Here is a 14,646-nt window from a genome sequence, read left to right on the forward strand (position 1 = left end):
CCTAAATAGTCAAAATATTAACCAAAATGGCGCGGAGTCTAAGGCTGCCTGCTTGCTTGCGCTATGAGTAAATCTACTTAAACATTGCTCGTCCATACTAACCACGCGCCCGTTCTTCACTCGGTGTTAGACCATACAAGTTTCTGTATGCCGTACTGAAATGAGCCCCAGATGAAAAGCCGCAGCGTAGCGCTATATCAGCAATGCTTGCAGATCGGTTGTGCAACAAACTTCGGCCATAATCCAGCCGAATCTGCAAGTAGTACTTTGATGGAACAGAGCCCAGATATTTTTTATAAAGCCTCTCCAGTTGCCTGCGTGATATTGCAACGTGATGCGCAATATCATCCGCCGTCAATGGCTCTTCAATATTGGCTTCCATAAGATCAATCGCTTCAGCCAACTTTGGTTGCTCGTCGCGCTCGCTTGCGGACAATAGCTTTCGCTGTGATGACTCATCACCGCCCACGCGTTCTCTTACAAAATACTGTGCTAAAGCTTCACCCATATCCGCGCCTTGCTGACGACCTATCAGCATCACCATCATATCCAGTGCAGCGGTTCCGCCTTTGCAGGTAAAGCGGTCACTATCCAGCGAAAAAACGTCGTTCGACACATTAACATCAGCAAACTGTTCAATTAACTGCTGCCCTCCCCACCAGTGAATGGAGGCTTTTTTCCCTTTCAATAAACCCGCCTCTGCCAGCACATACCCTCCTGATGAAATCCCCCCTAGTGCTGAGAAATTTCGATGGTGCTTCTTCAACCAATCAGTGAGCGATTGTTCAGATGTGTGATCCGCTGGTGAGCACCCGCATATCATCAGAATACTTTCTGGCGCATAGTCGGCCAGCGGCTTATTAACGGTGCAAGATAACCCGCCAGTAGTGGCAACCGGCTGGCCATCAAGGCTTAGATATTCGACCCGGTAGCGCTCTTCACCTTCGAGTCGGTTGCATACCAGAAGCGGCTCAACCGCAGACGACATCGGTAACGATGAAAAACCGGGCAGCAATAGAAATGAGACCGTAATAGGGCTATTGCTCCTCATTTAGAAATACCTTTGCAGATAACACACCTCTCTTTTTCTGCTCGCTAAAAAACGGGCACCTACGCATTGATAACAATAGTAGTCTATATATTAGTGATATCGATTGTTTTTTAGTGGCTCATAGACTTGTTTTGATGACACGTAAAAGGAAATCATAATGGTTGATGAAATCCACAGTCTGGTGGTGCAGTTTAAGCATTAAATTCGGTTGGATACATACTCTGCAATTGACAGACAGGAAGTCAGACCCGGCGACTCAATCCCCATCAGGTTCACTAACCCAGGCACTCCATGCTGTGAGACGTCCTGTATCATAAAGTCTTCTGCCTTTTCGCCCGGACCACTCAGCTTAGGCCTGATACCGGCATAAGCGGGTTGCAGTTTTGCCAGTGGAAGTTTGGGCCAATAACGCTTAATCGCCTCTTCGAAATGTTTTTTTCGAGACTCATCAACAGGGTAGTATTTCTCTGATATCCACTCTACATCCGGCCCAAAACGTGCCTGCCCTGCCAGATCCAACGTTAGGTGAACACCCAGCCCTCCAGGTTCAGGAACTGGGTAAATAAGATGCTTAAAAGGGACTCGGCCAGGCAAAGAAAAATAGTTTCCTTTTGCCATAAAAAACGCAGGAATATACTCACTCGGAAAGTGTTTTAACGTTGACAAAACGGCAACGGCATCAAGCCCCGCACTATTCACCACTCGTTTGGCGGTCAGCTTAAACGGGTCTTTATAACCTACTAAGAGTTCAATACCAGACTCTGCTATTTCACCCGAAATAACCGGGCTATTAAATACGCACTGCGCCCCAGCCTGCTCGGCATCATTTTTCAAATTAAGCATTAACTGGTGGCTATCAATAATGCCAGTCACCCTAGAATGAACCGCTGCCAACGCAGATAAATCAGGTTCTAGCGATTTCAATTGAGCGCCGTCAACGATATCGAGCTCTTCAACATCGTTAGCTCTGCCTTTTCTCAGAATGGCATCCAACTCACTCACCTGAGCATCGGTCGTGGCGACAATGAGCTTGCCACATTGGTTGTGGGGCACCTCTCGCTGTCGACAATACTCGTACAGCTTTCGCCTTCCATCAACACAAAGCTTCGCCTTCAAGCTCCCCTTGGGATAGTAAATACCTGCATGTATCACTTCACTGTTGCGAGAAGAGGTTACACTCCCGATCTCGCCCGTGGCCTCCAACAGCCACACCTCATGCCCCAATAGTGCCAGTTGGCGTGCAGTGGCAATACCCACAATGCCTCCGCCAATAACCACACACTCTACATGGTAGTGTTCGAGCATCAACAAACCTACAGGGACTTGTTTAAGAATACACCCAGAATTCGATCATATGCATCGGGAAGGAGTCTCTGGAACCAGTCAACAATCCTGGCATCAGGGCCAATCAATACACGTTTGTTCTTTTTAACGATGCCATTGATGATCGTCTCAGCGGCCTTATCGGGGGTTGTCCAGGTGAACTTATCAAACAAATTCATCGCCTCATCGCGATCCAGTGAACCATCAATGCTTTTATAGAAGCGCGCACTTTTCGCAATATTCGTTTTAATGCCCCCCGGATGCACACAAATGGGGTTCACCGTCGTTCCTTTTAGCTCTAACCTAAGAGCCTCCGTAAACCCTTTTACAGCAAACTTACTGGCGTTATACGCAGACTGTGCTGGCACTGAAATTAAACCAAATATACTCGAAATATTAACAATATAAGCTTCGCTAGAGCGCTTTAGATAAGGTAAAAATGCCTTGGTACCATAAACAACGCCCCAGAAGTTAATATCCATAACCCACTCAAAATCGTCATAGCTCATATCTTCTACGGTTTCACTGAGCGCAACTCCTGCATTATTGATAACAACATCTACTCGACCAAAGTCTTTATATACTTGATCTGCAAGCTCATAAACCGCTTTTTTATCGCTTACATCCAATGGGTAACAGCGGATGCTCAGTGCGTTATCCGATAACATGTTGGCCGTTTCGTTTAAGCTATCCTCACTTAAATCAACTAACGCAAGGGCGGCACCTTTCAGTGCCATAGACTTGGCCAACCCTCTTCCAATACCTGATCCTGCGCCAGTAATAACAATCGTTTTACCTGAAAAATTTTTCATTATTTTATTCTCACGGTTGTTTTTTATAGTTTTTTGGAGACTCCCCCGTCCACCGTTTAAAGGCTCGGGTAAAACATCGTCTATTTGCAAACCCCAAAGACTCGCTGACTTCTTCAACGCTTTTTCCTGCGGCAAAGAAGCACTTTGTTAAATCAAGCCTAGCACTATCTTGCAAGCTTATGTAGCAAGTGTTTTCTTCCTTCAGTTTGCGCTGTAAAGTACGCCGACTCATATTAAGCTCTGCCGCCATCTGTTCGATAGTGCAGCAAATTTGTTCAGGCTTTTCACGCCAAACCAGCTTTATTCTTGTAGCAATAAGGCAGAGATCAAGTGCCATACAAAAACTCCAGATCACGGAATTTACGCGTTCAGTCAGGAAGATTTGAACACTGCGGAGAGTATTACCAATCCAACGCCTGCACTACTATTCTATGTGGCTGATGAGTGGATTAATCAACCCTTTTATATCAATAATCATTATTTTTTGCGAAGGTCATAAAAACCTGAGCTCTGCCTGATACAGAATAGACAACTAAAGTTGATGAGGGATAGAATACCAGCCATACTCTGCACATATAATAAACTCAGACAAACACCGGAGCTGTGATGTCGGATAAGAAGCAATTCACTATCGTAATGCTAATTGCGTCATTCTTTGTTGCGTGGATTGTCTATAGCAACATGTCTATTATTTTTATTAATAATATTGTGCTTGAAGATAAAGAACTTGGCGAATATCCCTACCCTTTTCGTATTCTAAGAAAAGACGCAAATACGGCAGTAATGGGTACCCTTAGGTCAGCTGATGTACCCGCATCAATCGCACTACGGCTTCTATTTCCCGAGCTTGAAAACTCTGCTGATAACAGTAAGCAGATGCAATACGCCCAAAAAGAAATGGCCAGACTGCAGGCAAAAGCAAAGAGTATCGTCTTGTCCAACTCCGGGTTTGAAAACGTTAGATGGGAAATAGATGAAAACTGGTTCAGGGTTCAAGGCATCAAGCCTAAGAAACGCGCCTCCTGAGCAGGAGGCAGAGTTCTAAGCCGCCCCCTCTAGTGCAGGGTATCTGCCATAGCACGAAGCATTACGGCAGATTAAAGCCCCTGTTTTTAAGTACATCAGAACATTGATGAGGGATAACCTTCAAATAATTCGTCCACCGCTTCATCTACGCCGATCTGGGTAACATCTTCAATTGTTATCCCCGTTATGTCACTGATAGACGATGCCTTCCAGATGACCCTGTCTGCTTTAGTGTCTATTATGTTAACCAACAAAGAACCTTCGTTAACCGGCTCCATTTGGCTGCGGGTATATACCCCCTTCCCAGTACTGATTTGTTCCAGTTTCATCTCCTGACCACGCTCTATATGAGTAGCATACCGAATCAACAAATCTGCCTTACCATTCATCCTATGGCTCAGGCCTTTATCAGCCATGGCTCCAATTATCCCATTTTCAATCATGGTATTAAGCCCTGCAGCTTGATGATCTTGCTGGATCGCTTCAATAGTATAAGTTTTATAACTATCAAATGGCGCAGTTTCATCATACGTCATCTGTACATTTCGGCGTGACGAAGAAGCGCATGCCGCTAAAACAATACACAAAAGAACACAAATAATTTGCTTCATTTTTTAACTCCCTGTTTTCTCGTTAAACTTGTTATTATTTCACTCACCAAAAGGCTACTGCGAGCTGACTATACTACAAACAAACACTAATAAAAGTGTTAGATTTTGAATGAGCCATAATAAATTGAATTTCACTCATGTAGGAAGCGTAAATCCCCCCTGCAGACAAAAAATAATCACACCGTAAATCAAAACCAGTATAGTATTATGCCCCGCTCAATCAGAATGTTCCGTAGAGGCTATAAATGGTAGATACTTTAGATCAGTCACACCCATATAATGATCTAAAACCCGAAACAGTTATCGATGCTGTCGAGAGCCTCGGCATCTTGAGTGACGCCCGTATATTTCCTCTGAATAGCTATGAGAACAGGGTTTATCAAGTGGGTGTAGAAGAAGATATCCCTGTTATCGCGAAGTTTTATCGCCCCGGCCGCTGGAGCGACTCAGCTATACTCGAAGAACATCAGTTCTCTTGGGAGCTTTTCGATCACGAGCTTCCTGTGGTGCCACCGATAAAAAGCGAAGACGGCAAAACACTGCACCAATACCAGGGATTTAATTTCGCAATATTCAAACGGCAAGGCGGACATGCGCCTGAACTGGATAACCTTGACAGCCTGTTCCTGATTGGTCGTTATCTTGGAAGAATGCACGCCGTGGGAGCACAAACTCAGTTCAAGCATCGTCCTACAATTACAGTAGACGAATGGGGAGTCGCCAGCAGAGAGTACTTACTCTGCCATAATTTCATACCTCAAGAGTTGAAGCTTGCCTATGAAACATTAACACGGGATTTACTGAATAAAGTGAGCACGACCTGGGGCCACTTGCCTGATTTAAATACGTTCCGAATCCATGGTGACTGCCATGGCGGGAACATGCTTTGGCGAAATGAGCGCCCTCATTTCGTTGACTTCGACGACTGTCGGAACGGCCCCGCAATCCAGGATATCTGGCTACTCCTTTCTGGAGACAGGCATCAGAAAACCGCTCAATTGTCAGAAATTGCCGAAGGCTATAACGAGTTTTTTGACTTTGAGCCCGCACAACTACTCTTGGTTGAGGCGCTTAGAACGCTAAGAATTATGAACTATAGTGCCTGGCTGGCCAAGCGCTGGGACGACCCGGCATTCCCTCACCATTTTCCATGGTTTAATACAGAACGTTTCTGGGCCGAGCACATATTAGAGCTACGCGAGCAACTTGCAGCGCTCGACGAAGAACCATTAAAACTATTTTAGAGACCTTTTCACGACGTTATGAGCGAAGCAAAGACAAGGCAAAAAATGACGAAAAAGCGCAGTTTATAAGTAATAAATGAGCATTTTGAGCCATTTTTTAACGCTGTATTTGCGAGCGCAGTAGTCATGCGAAGGTCTCTTTTAATTAATCCAAATACTAAGTTTTTTAACTTAGCTTTACCAGCAGAGCTTTGGAGCGTTTTATGTCAGACACTCAAACAACCTCGAATGATGACAAGGTTAGCAAAAACACACTGATTATATCCGTTATCTGCGCGGTGCTGGTTACCATCACCGCACTAGAGTTCACAGGGAAAATTAAACACAACGAAGCAAAAGACGAGCAGCCTATAAGCAGCTACCAAGCCATCCTGATTAAAAAAGGAGAAGAGCACCTGATCTCTCGAAAACCATCCAACCAGACGGCCCAGTGCATTGATGGGTATTTGTTTATTCAGTCAGACGATGACGCAGCATTGCAAGGTCTTATTGTCGATTATAAAAACCGTGGCGTTCGCTGCTAAGCAGTTATTAACATATGAAAAAATCAAACCTGCAATCTAATACACTACTTTTGATAACCGCCGCTATCTGGGGGTTTGCATTTGTATTTCAACGCACAGGAATGGAGCATATTGGCCCATTCACGTTCAATGCAGCTCGCTTTACGTTGGGTACAATTTCATTAATCCCCGTATGGTGGTGGCTTTCCTCTCGTTCGGACGAGAAATCATCCGGCATGGTATTTTTTTATGGTGCTATTGCCGGTCTTTTCCTCTTTGCAGGGTCAACATTTCAACAGGTCGGCATTCAATATACCACCGCAGGAAAAGCAGGGTTTATCACCGGCCTTTATATCGTGATTGTTCCGGTCATAGCTCTGTTCTTTGGTCAGTACACGCGAAAAGAAACCTGGGTGGGCTGTATACTTGCTCTGGTCGGCCTATACCTTTTAAGCGTAACGGATGACTTAACACTGGAGTATGGTGATACCCTAGTCTTGATAGGTGCCCTCTTCTGGGCCGGGCATGTATTGGTTATTGCCAAGTATTCACCTAAAGTTTCAGCGATTGCACTGTCTGTAGTCCAGTTCGCAGTTTGTGCCATGCTAAGCTTTATTACCGCATTATTCACTGAAACAATTGAGGTTTCCAGTGTCATGCTCGCAGGGGAATCCATTCTCTTTACCGGGCTTTTATCAGTAGGCGTTGCCTACACACTGCAAGTTATTGCGCAGCAAAATGCACACCCCGCTCACGCCGCCATCATATTAAGCCTTGAGTCTCTCTTTGCGGCTATTGGTGGCTGGATGCTGCTCGATGAATTGCTTTCCACTAAGGCGCTCATAGGTTGCGCTCTCATGTTACTTGGGATGGTCATCTCGCAAATAAAGCTATTCAAGATCCCTTCGACAATTGGGGAAAAACCGTCAGTAGGCTAAAATGACACTTGAGCGTTTTAGAGTCACGATAAATCATGCGCAATAGCGTCTTAACATTATATCTTTGGTAACAAAATGGTAGATCAACAACCCGACAACATTTACGCCTCTCCCTTAGACCGCGTCACAGACTTTGCATTTGATGATGCTGTTGCCAGAGTATTCCCTGATATGATTCAAAGATCGGTTCCAGGCTATACCACAATCATTCCTATGATTGGGCTTATTACCGAACGCTACGCAAAACCTGACACCAACTGTTACGATCTTGGCTGTTCTTTGGGAGCCTCTACCCTTGCAATGCGCCACGGGCTCAAAAACACCCAGTGCAAGCTTGTAGCAATCGACAACTCAGAGGCCATGATTAAGCGATGTGAGCACTATATAGAACTCGATAATGGAGCCACGCCAGTAGACCTTCGCTGTGATGATATTCGAAACATTACGATTGAAAATGCATCCGTTGTGACGCTAAATTTTACGCTTCAGTTTATTAGGCAGGCAGACCGCCCCAAAATGCTAAAAAGCATAGCAAACGGCCTGCGCAAGGGTGGCGCACTTATCCTGTCTGAAAAAGTTCACTTCAGTCCTACAGCAGAGCAAGAGGCACTCGAAGCATTGCACTACGATTTTAAAAGAGCGAACGGGTATAGTGACCTTGAAATCAGCCAGAAGCGGTCTGCGCTAGAGCAAGTGCTTATTCCTGAAACAATAGAAGAGCATAAACAGCGCCTTTTGGATTCTGGTTTTTCAGAAGCACTAGTTTGGTATCAGTGCTTCAACTTTGTATCATTTCTGGCAATCAAATAATTTCCTGTAATATTATCAACTGGCTTATGACTGTGGATTTCTACAAACTATACCAAGACCTGTTCCAATACATGAAATCAGGCCCCCTTAATCGATGGCTGGATGACCTGATACCTCAACTTGAAGAACGATTACTTGAAAACCCTCACGGAGACCTCAAACGCTGGCAAGACGCACTAAGTAGGCTTCCAGATGTTACGCCAGACCATGTCACCTTAAATACATCAGCGATTACTGCCAATACGACGAATCCCTTAACGGAACCAGAGCAGCAACAATTAGATCAGTCCCTGATGGCTTTAAGCCCATGGAGAAAAGGGCCATTTGAACTATTTGGCACCCACATCGACACAGAGTGGCACTCAGACTGGAAGTGGGATCGCATTATTCCCCATATATCCCCGCTAAAAAACAGATTGGTACTGGATGTTGGCTGCGGCTCCGGTTACCACTGCTGGCGCATGATGGGCGAAGGCGCGGCTCGCGTTATCGGCATCGACCCCAGTTATCTATTTCTCACCCAGTTTGAAGCAATAAAGAAGTACTGTGGCCCAGCGCTTCCTGTTCATTTATTACCCGTACGGATGGAAGAAGTATCAGCGAACCTTGAAGCCTTTGATACAACCTTTTCCATGGGGGTTTTATATCATCGACGCTCTCCGATTGACCACCTTATAGAGCTAAAAAACACGCTGAGAAAGGGCGGTGAATTGGTACTGGAAACACTGGTCATTGAAGGAAAAAAAGGGGAATGCCTGATGCCTGAAGACCGCTACGCAATGATGCGGAACGTTTGGTTTATTCCTAGCTGTGATACGCTGAGTTTATGGCTCAGCCGTGCAGGTTTTAAAGACATTAAGCTTGTTGACTTAAACAAAACAACATCAGAAGAGCAAAGAGGAACCGACTGGATGCAGTACCAGTCGCTTGATAGTTTTCTCGATCCAACTGATACAACTAAAACAGTCGAAGGCTACCCTGCGCCGTTAAGAGCGACCTTTGTTGCAACCAAATAGAATAAGCTTGTTTTTCTATCTGGCGAATCCAGGCCAAGCAACGCGCGATTAAACGGTAGGCTATAAAAAAGGCAGGGTAAAAACCCTGCCTTTTTAGTCTGGACTAATTCAATTAACGAGCTCTATGCAAATGGGCTGCGCAGAACAATTGTTTCGTTACGATCCGGGCCTGTAGATATAATATCGATAGGCGCTTCGATTTGCTCTTCAAGGTACTTAATATAGTTTCTTGCATTTTCAGGCAAACCTTCCAGTGTTTGCACGCCAAGCGTGCTTTCACTCCAACCTGGCATCTCTTTGTAGATTGGCTCCAGATCTTCATAGTGGTCACAATCCACTGGTGGCCGAGTCAACGCCTCACCATTTTTGGTTTTATAGCCAACACAAACGTTAATCGCATCCAGACCATCTAGCACATCCAGCTTTGTTAAGCAGATACCCGATACACTATTAATCTGAATTGCATGGCGAAGTGCAACGGCATCAAACCAGCCACAGCGACGTGCCCGACCTGTTGTCGCGCCAAACTCATGCCCTTTCTTAGCCAGGTGAGCGCCTTGATCACAAAATAGTTCGGTAGGGAACGGGCCTGAACCAACACGTGTAGTGTATGCCTTAGTAATACCTAAAATATAGTCAAGATAAAGAGGTCCAAAACCACTTCCGGTCGCAGTACCACCAGCCGTTGTGTTTGATGAGGTAACAAAAGGGTATGTACCGTGGTCTATATCTAGCAATGAACCCTGGGCACCCTCAAATAAGATATTCTCGCCTTTTTTACGATAGTCATGCAGCTCATCAACAACATCAATAGCCATAGGCAGTATTTGCTCTGCCATTGCCAACGTTTCATCGAGTGTTTTTTGATAATCAACAGGCTCAACTTTGTAGTAGTTCTCCAAAACAAAGTTGTGATACTCCATTACTTCTCGCAGTTTTTCAGCAAATCGCTCTTTATTGCAAAGGTCACCTAAACGGATCCCCCTTCTGGACACTTTGTCTTCATAAGCGGGCCCGATACCGCGCCCGGTTGTCCCTATCTTTTTGTTCCCTCGCGCTTTTTCACGTGCCACATCCAAAGCAACGTGAAAAGGCAGTATAAGTGGGCAAGCCAGGCTGATCTGTAGACGCTCCCGAACAGGAACACCTTTCTCTTCAAGTTCGCCCATCTCTTTCAACAGAGCTTCTGGTGACAGAACAACACCATTTCCGATTAGACAGGTCACATTATCGCGTAATACACCTGAAGGAATAAGATGAAGAACGGTTTTTTCGCCATCAATAACCAATGTATGGCCTGCATTATGACCACCCTGAAAGCGAGCAACAGCAGCAACCTGTTCTGTTAACAGGTCAACTATCTTACCCTTACCTTCGTCACCCCATTGGGTGCCCAAAATGACTACGTTTTTGCCCATCGTTAATATACTCTGTTAAAACAAATACTGTATTAAAGCGAGATTGTCACATGATCATAGTTCACTCAAAAGTACACTATCGATCAGCTCAATCCCCATTCATTTCATTGAAAACAAGAAAGGTGGTTAGGCCATTAAATGGGCCGAACCACCCAGTCATCATTTTCTTTAACTAACTTTCTATCACAACCCAATTCAGCCGCAGTATCTTGTTCAATAGCTGACGAAAAAGACTGTACAACCCTTTGAGTTTTTCTAAGACGTTCAATTTCAGCCCAGAGGCTAATATCATTCCCTAAAGGCGCTAAAATTCCTGGCTCTCCTTTAACTCCATCCGGTGAAACCAAAGACGCAAGAATCTTTAAGTCGGCACTAAACCCTGTCGCCGACCGGTCACTGCCAAACTCTTTTCCAATGGCATTGTATCGCCCACCCTGCGCCACTGCGTGGCCATAATCAACGTGATAGGCAGCAAACACAAGACCGGTATGATAGTTATATCCACGCAATTCGCAGAAGTCGAAGCCTAGCTCAACATCTGGATAGCGCTGCTGCAACTGCTCACAAATAGAGTCTAGCTGCTCAATAGCACCTAAAACCTCTGCTGACGCACCTGCCAGAATTGATTTAATGTTGTGAATGGCGTCAATGCCACCTGCCGAGTTCGCCATTTGTAACAACATATTCGCAACATCAGCATTTCCTAACTCACCAGATAATAGCTGATCCAGCTCTGGTATGGACTTTCTACGGATCGCATCAAAAATTGCAAGTTCTGTATCGTGGTCAAAACCAGCGTCTGCGATTAACCCTCGGTAGATTCCTACGTGCGCCAGATCAACATGAACCTTCTCCAACCCTGCCAGTTTCAATGTATCCAGCATTAAAGAGATAACTTCAATATCAGCAGCTTGAGAGGGTTCACCAAATAGCTCACACCCGATTTGAAGTGGGCAACGATTTGTTAACAAGTGAGCAGGACGCGCATGGATCACTGCATCGGCATAGCAAAGCCTTGTAACCCCCTGACGTCTCAAGCAGTGGGCATCTATTCTTGCAGCCTGAGGGGTAATGTCTGCACGAACCCCCATAAGGCGCCCGGACAATTGGTCTGTTACTTTCAGGGTTTGCAGGTCAAGGTCGTTTCCCGTGCCGGTTAGCAACGACTCCAGGTACTCTATCATTGGCGGGGTAATGAGTTCATAGCCCCAGTTAGATATGTTATCCAACAGCCGCCGTCTTAGCTGCTCCACACCCCGAGCGTTGGGAGGAAGTAACTCGTCTACGCCATCGGGAAGTAACCAGCGATCTGATACTGTCATTTTTATGCCTGTCAGAATCTATTCAAAGTACATTTCATAATGTACGCCACTAGCGAGCGTTCATGAAACTAATATTTTACGCTTTAATTAACGAACCAAATAAAGCAGCAGCGTACCCAATAACATGCTTGCAAGCCCGATAATTCTCATTGAACGATTATCGATTTGTGCCAGAGCCTGAACCATATTTTTCCATCGCTGAGGGTATAAGAACGGAATAATTCCCTCAATCACCAGAAGCATGCTGAAGGCGATACCTATTTCCTGCCACATCAAATGATCGCTATAGTTAAATTAATCAAATAAGTGAGGTTATACAGTAGAAAACCGATCACTTAATCATCAAGAGGGCGATTTTACCCTTTTCTTGCACACAAAAAAACCGGGGAATTAGTCCGCTAATGCCCCGGTCTTATTTTTGCCATATTTTATCAGACTTTTACTTCTTTTGCCCTTGAGATTGTTTCAAGTATTTAAGGAAATCACTCTCTGGGTCAACAACAAGAACGTCTCCTTTATTAGAGAACGCATCCTCATAGGCTAACAAACTTCTATAAAAGGAGTAGAACTCTGCATTTTTGTTATATGCATCAGCATAGATCTGTGCAGCGATCTCGTCGCCCTCACCACGGGTCACCTCTGACTCGCGATAAGCTTCCGCTTCAACAATCGTTTTCTGACGATCAGCATCCGCCTTGATACCCTCTGCTAACTCACGGCCTTTGGAGCGGTGCTCCTGAGCTTCTTTCTCTCTCTCAGTTCTCATTCGGCGATATACATCACTGCTAACCTTTTGAGGTAAATCGATACCTTTTATACGGATGTCAACAATGCTGATGCCAAACTCCTTGGTCATAACCGCATTCATTGCCTTGGTCAACTCATGCATCAGCTCGTCTCGCTGACCAGAAATAACCTCATGCATGGTGCGAATACCGAATTGGTCACGTAGTCCATTGTCTATCCGTGAAGATAACAGCATGACTGCGCGAGTTTCATCACCAGATGTACTCTTGTAGTACTTGGCAACATCACCTACCTGCCAGGTAACAAAAGAGTCAACGACCAGTGGTTTCTGCTCAATGGTCAAATACTGTCGTTCTGGAACGTCCAGCGTAAGGATTCGCACGTCGAACTTTCTTACTTCGTCTATTAAGGGTGCCTTGAAGTGCAGCCCTGGTTGAATCTCGTTTTCAACCAGTTCTCCAAAACGTAACCTCACGGCGCTTTGCGTTTCAGGAACAACATAGATAGCAGAAGAGCCGATTACAAGTACGATTAAGGCTACAAATAGAATGCCAATAGCTTTAGGACTCATTACTGTCTCCCTCTTCTGGTCGTATTATCAGACTGTCTGGTACGCAACTCCTGCAATACACGATCAGTCAAGCTCCCTATCTCATCACTGCTAAGCCTTCCTGTTGTAACCGATCTTGAAGGAGAGCTGCTAGAGACAGAGGGAGTGCTTGATATCATCTTATCCAAAGGCAGATACATCATATTGTTTCCACCCTCAACATCTACCAAAACTTTACTACTCTTACTCATCACACGCTGCATCGTATCAATGTACAGTCGCTCTCTGGTAACCTCAGGCGCTTTTTCATAAACAGATAGCAGTTTAAGAAAACGCGAAGTTTCACCTTCTGCACGAGCAATAACTTCTTCTTTATACGCGCTTGCTTCTTCCAGAATACGCTGAGCCATACCTCTTGCTTCAGGTACAACCTTGTTACGATAAGCTTCGGCTTCCGCTTTAACTCGCTGCTCGTCTTCCTTCGCTCGCTGAACATCCTGAAACGCGTCCTGTACTTCGGCCGGTGCCTGGGTGCTCTCAATGTTCACTTTACTTACCTGCAACCCGGAATGGTAAAAGTCCATAGATCGCTGTAAACGTTCCTGTGTACGAACAGCCAGGACTGATCGACCTTCCGTAAGTACTTGATGAAGCTCAGAGCTACCAACTTCATGCCGCAGGGCTGCGTCCGTTGCATAGTCCAGTGTGCGTTCCGCATTTCGGATATCCAGCACAAATGCCTTAGGATCTTTTACAACATATTGAACAGCCAGATTAATCTCTACGATATTTTCGTCTTCAGTTAGCATGTGACCTCGAGTTGCGGCAGAGCGCACACGGGTTACATCAACTTTTTCTACACGATCAATTAGCGGGAGCTTAAACTGTAAGCCTGGGCCTAATGTTTCAGCATATTTTCCGAAACGAAGCACAACCGCTCTTTCTCGCTCGTTTACGGTATATACAGACTCTACCGCCAGCAAAATAAGCAGGCCAATTATTACAATAACGAATATCCCGCCTGTCGCAGCACTGGAACCATTACCTTGCCCGCCTGAGCCTCCATTGCTATTTGATTTACCACCAAATAACTTGTTCAACTTTTCCATCCCTTTTTTCAGGGCTTCGTCCAAATCTGGCGGTCCTTGTTCATTACCGCGATTGCCACCACCCCAAGGGTCTTTATCATTTCTATTACCACCCGGCTCATTCCAGGCCATAGGATTCTCCGTTATTTTACATTCTAAAGTTAAACATCAGATGGCTTTCATAGTT

Annotated in this window: 16 protein-coding genes; 6 read left to right on the forward strand and 10 right to left on the reverse strand. The window is 45.2% G+C overall.

Going from position 1 to position 14,646, the window contains the following annotated elements:
- Positions 1-97 precede the first annotated feature (97 nt).
- The 4 genes from MY523_RS12200 to MY523_RS12215 all read right to left on the reverse strand — a co-directional run bounded on the left by MY523_RS12200 (position 98) and on the right by MY523_RS12215 (position 3,523).
- Positions 98-1,051 carry a GlxA family transcriptional regulator gene (locus tag MY523_RS12200; RefSeq protein ID WP_250654974.1) on the reverse strand — a complete coding sequence of 318 codons (954 nt, stop codon included), beginning with the start codon at positions 1,049-1,051 and terminating at the stop codon, positions 98-100.
- Positions 1,052-1,249: 198 nt separating this feature from the next.
- Entirely contained in the window at positions 1,250-2,356 is a 1,107-nt protein-coding gene (locus tag MY523_RS12205) for an NAD(P)/FAD-dependent oxidoreductase (protein ID WP_250654975.1), read from the reverse strand.
- 8 nt (positions 2,357-2,364) lie between these two features.
- On the reverse strand, positions 2,365-3,186 hold the full coding sequence (locus tag MY523_RS12210; RefSeq protein WP_250654976.1) for an SDR family oxidoreductase: 822 nt from the start codon (positions 3,184-3,186) through the stop codon (positions 2,365-2,367).
- A gap of 10 nt (positions 3,187-3,196) precedes the next feature.
- Positions 3,197-3,523, reverse strand: a complete 327-nt coding sequence (locus tag MY523_RS12215; protein ID WP_250654977.1) for a helix-turn-helix domain-containing protein — start codon at positions 3,521-3,523, stop codon at positions 3,197-3,199.
- 269 nt (positions 3,524-3,792) lie between these two features.
- On the opposite strand from MY523_RS12215, the gene MY523_RS12220 reads away from it, so the two are divergent.
- The gene (locus tag MY523_RS12220) at positions 3,793-4,212 is read left to right on the forward strand and encodes a hypothetical protein (RefSeq protein WP_250654978.1); all 420 of its coding nucleotides are present in this window, start codon (positions 3,793-3,795) and stop codon (positions 4,210-4,212) included.
- Between the two features lie 95 nt (positions 4,213-4,307).
- Here the strand turns inward: MY523_RS12220 and MY523_RS12225 are convergent, their stop codons facing one another.
- Positions 4,308-4,823 carry a DUF4136 domain-containing protein gene (locus MY523_RS12225; protein ID WP_250654979.1) on the reverse strand — a complete coding sequence of 172 codons (516 nt, stop codon included), beginning with the start codon at positions 4,821-4,823 and terminating at the stop codon, positions 4,308-4,310.
- A gap of 245 nt (positions 4,824-5,068) precedes the next feature.
- Between MY523_RS12225 and MY523_RS12230 the strand changes: the two genes are divergently transcribed.
- The 5 genes from MY523_RS12230 to cmoB all read left to right on the forward strand — a co-directional run bounded on the left by MY523_RS12230 (position 5,069) and on the right by cmoB (position 9,334).
- Positions 5,069-6,067 carry a serine/threonine protein kinase gene (locus MY523_RS12230; RefSeq protein WP_250654980.1) on the forward strand — a complete coding sequence of 333 codons (999 nt, stop codon included), beginning with the start codon at positions 5,069-5,071 and terminating at the stop codon, positions 6,065-6,067.
- Between the two features lie 203 nt (positions 6,068-6,270).
- Positions 6,271-6,591 (forward strand): PA3694 family proteiin, encoded by a 321-nt coding sequence (locus MY523_RS12235; protein WP_250654981.1) that lies wholly within the window; start codon positions 6,271-6,273, stop codon positions 6,589-6,591.
- Positions 6,592-6,605: 14 nt separating this feature from the next.
- Positions 6,606-7,508, forward strand: coding sequence for a DMT family transporter (locus MY523_RS12240; protein ID WP_338021761.1), 903 nt, complete (start codon positions 6,606-6,608; stop codon positions 7,506-7,508).
- Between the two features lie 75 nt (positions 7,509-7,583).
- Entirely contained in the window at positions 7,584-8,318 is a 735-nt protein-coding gene (gene cmoA, locus MY523_RS12245; protein ID WP_250654982.1) for a carboxy-S-adenosyl-L-methionine synthase CmoA, read from the forward strand.
- 32 nt (positions 8,319-8,350) lie between these two features.
- A complete protein-coding gene (gene cmoB, locus MY523_RS12250; protein WP_370300984.1) occupies positions 8,351-9,334 on the forward strand; it encodes a tRNA 5-methoxyuridine(34)/uridine 5-oxyacetic acid(34) synthase CmoB in 984 nt (327 codons plus the stop codon).
- A gap of 122 nt (positions 9,335-9,456) precedes the next feature.
- Here cmoB and MY523_RS12255 read toward each other — a convergent pair whose 3' ends face one another.
- The 5 genes from MY523_RS12255 to hflK form a co-directional block, all read right to left on the reverse strand.
- On the reverse strand, positions 9,457-10,752 hold the full coding sequence (locus MY523_RS12255) for an adenylosuccinate synthase (RefSeq protein ID WP_250654984.1): 1,296 nt from the start codon (positions 10,750-10,752) through the stop codon (positions 9,457-9,459).
- Positions 10,753-10,886: 134 nt separating this feature from the next.
- Positions 10,887-12,074, reverse strand: a complete 1,188-nt coding sequence (locus MY523_RS12260; RefSeq protein ID WP_250654985.1) for an ATP phosphoribosyltransferase regulatory subunit — start codon at positions 12,072-12,074, stop codon at positions 10,887-10,889.
- A gap of 87 nt (positions 12,075-12,161) precedes the next feature.
- On the reverse strand, positions 12,162-12,347 hold the full coding sequence (locus MY523_RS12265) for a DUF2065 domain-containing protein (protein WP_250654986.1): 186 nt from the start codon (positions 12,345-12,347) through the stop codon (positions 12,162-12,164).
- Positions 12,348-12,513: 166 nt separating this feature from the next.
- The gene (hflC, locus tag MY523_RS12270; RefSeq protein WP_250654987.1) at positions 12,514-13,392 is read right to left on the reverse strand and encodes a protease modulator HflC; all 879 of its coding nucleotides are present in this window, start codon (positions 13,390-13,392) and stop codon (positions 12,514-12,516) included.
- Positions 13,392-14,591: an FtsH protease activity modulator HflK gene (gene hflK, locus MY523_RS12275; RefSeq protein WP_250654988.1), complete on the reverse strand. Its 1,200-nt coding sequence runs from the start codon at positions 14,589-14,591 to the stop codon at positions 13,392-13,394. Before hflK ends, hflC begins: the two co-directional genes overlap by 1 nt.
- Positions 14,592-14,646: the final 55 nt, after the last annotated feature.

Source organism: Alkalimarinus coralli (assembly GCF_023650515.1).
Classification (GTDB): Bacteria; Pseudomonadota; Gammaproteobacteria; order Pseudomonadales; family Oleiphilaceae; genus Alkalimarinus; species Alkalimarinus coralli.

Coding starts and splice junctions, on each gene's coding strand:
- MY523_RS12200 (WP_250654974.1), bottom strand. CDS start 1,051: ATGAGGAGCAATAGCCCTATTACGGTCTCATTTCTATTGCTGCCCGGT.
- MY523_RS12205 (WP_250654975.1), bottom strand. CDS start 2,356: ATGCTCGAACACTACCATGTAGAGTGTGTGGTTATTGGCGGAGGCATT.
- MY523_RS12210 (WP_250654976.1), bottom strand. CDS start 3,186: ATGAAAAATTTTTCAGGTAAAACGATTGTTATTACTGGCGCAGGATCA.
- MY523_RS12215 (WP_250654977.1), bottom strand. CDS start 3,523: ATGGCACTTGATCTCTGCCTTATTGCTACAAGAATAAAGCTGGTTTGG.
- MY523_RS12220 (WP_250654978.1), top strand. CDS start 3,793: ATGTCGGATAAGAAGCAATTCACTATCGTAATGCTAATTGCGTCATTC.
- MY523_RS12225 (WP_250654979.1), bottom strand. CDS start 4,823: ATGAAGCAAATTATTTGTGTTCTTTTGTGTATTGTTTTAGCGGCATGC.
- MY523_RS12230 (WP_250654980.1), top strand. CDS start 5,069: ATGGTAGATACTTTAGATCAGTCACACCCATATAATGATCTAAAACCC.
- MY523_RS12235 (WP_250654981.1), top strand. CDS start 6,271: ATGTCAGACACTCAAACAACCTCGAATGATGACAAGGTTAGCAAAAAC.
- MY523_RS12240 (WP_338021761.1), top strand. CDS start 6,606: ATGAAAAAATCAAACCTGCAATCTAATACACTACTTTTGATAACCGCC.
- cmoA (WP_250654982.1), top strand. CDS start 7,584: ATGGTAGATCAACAACCCGACAACATTTACGCCTCTCCCTTAGACCGC.
- MY523_RS12255 (WP_250654984.1), bottom strand. CDS start 10,752: ATGGGCAAAAACGTAGTCATTTTGGGCACCCAATGGGGTGACGAAGGT.
- MY523_RS12260 (WP_250654985.1), bottom strand. CDS start 12,074: ATGACAGTATCAGATCGCTGGTTACTTCCCGATGGCGTAGACGAGTTA.
- MY523_RS12265 (WP_250654986.1), bottom strand. CDS start 12,347: ATGTGGCAGGAAATAGGTATCGCCTTCAGCATGCTTCTGGTGATTGAG.
- hflC (WP_250654987.1), bottom strand. CDS start 13,392: ATGAGTCCTAAAGCTATTGGCATTCTATTTGTAGCCTTAATCGTACTT.
- hflK (WP_250654988.1), bottom strand. CDS start 14,591: ATGGCCTGGAATGAGCCGGGTGGTAATAGAAATGATAAAGACCCTTGG.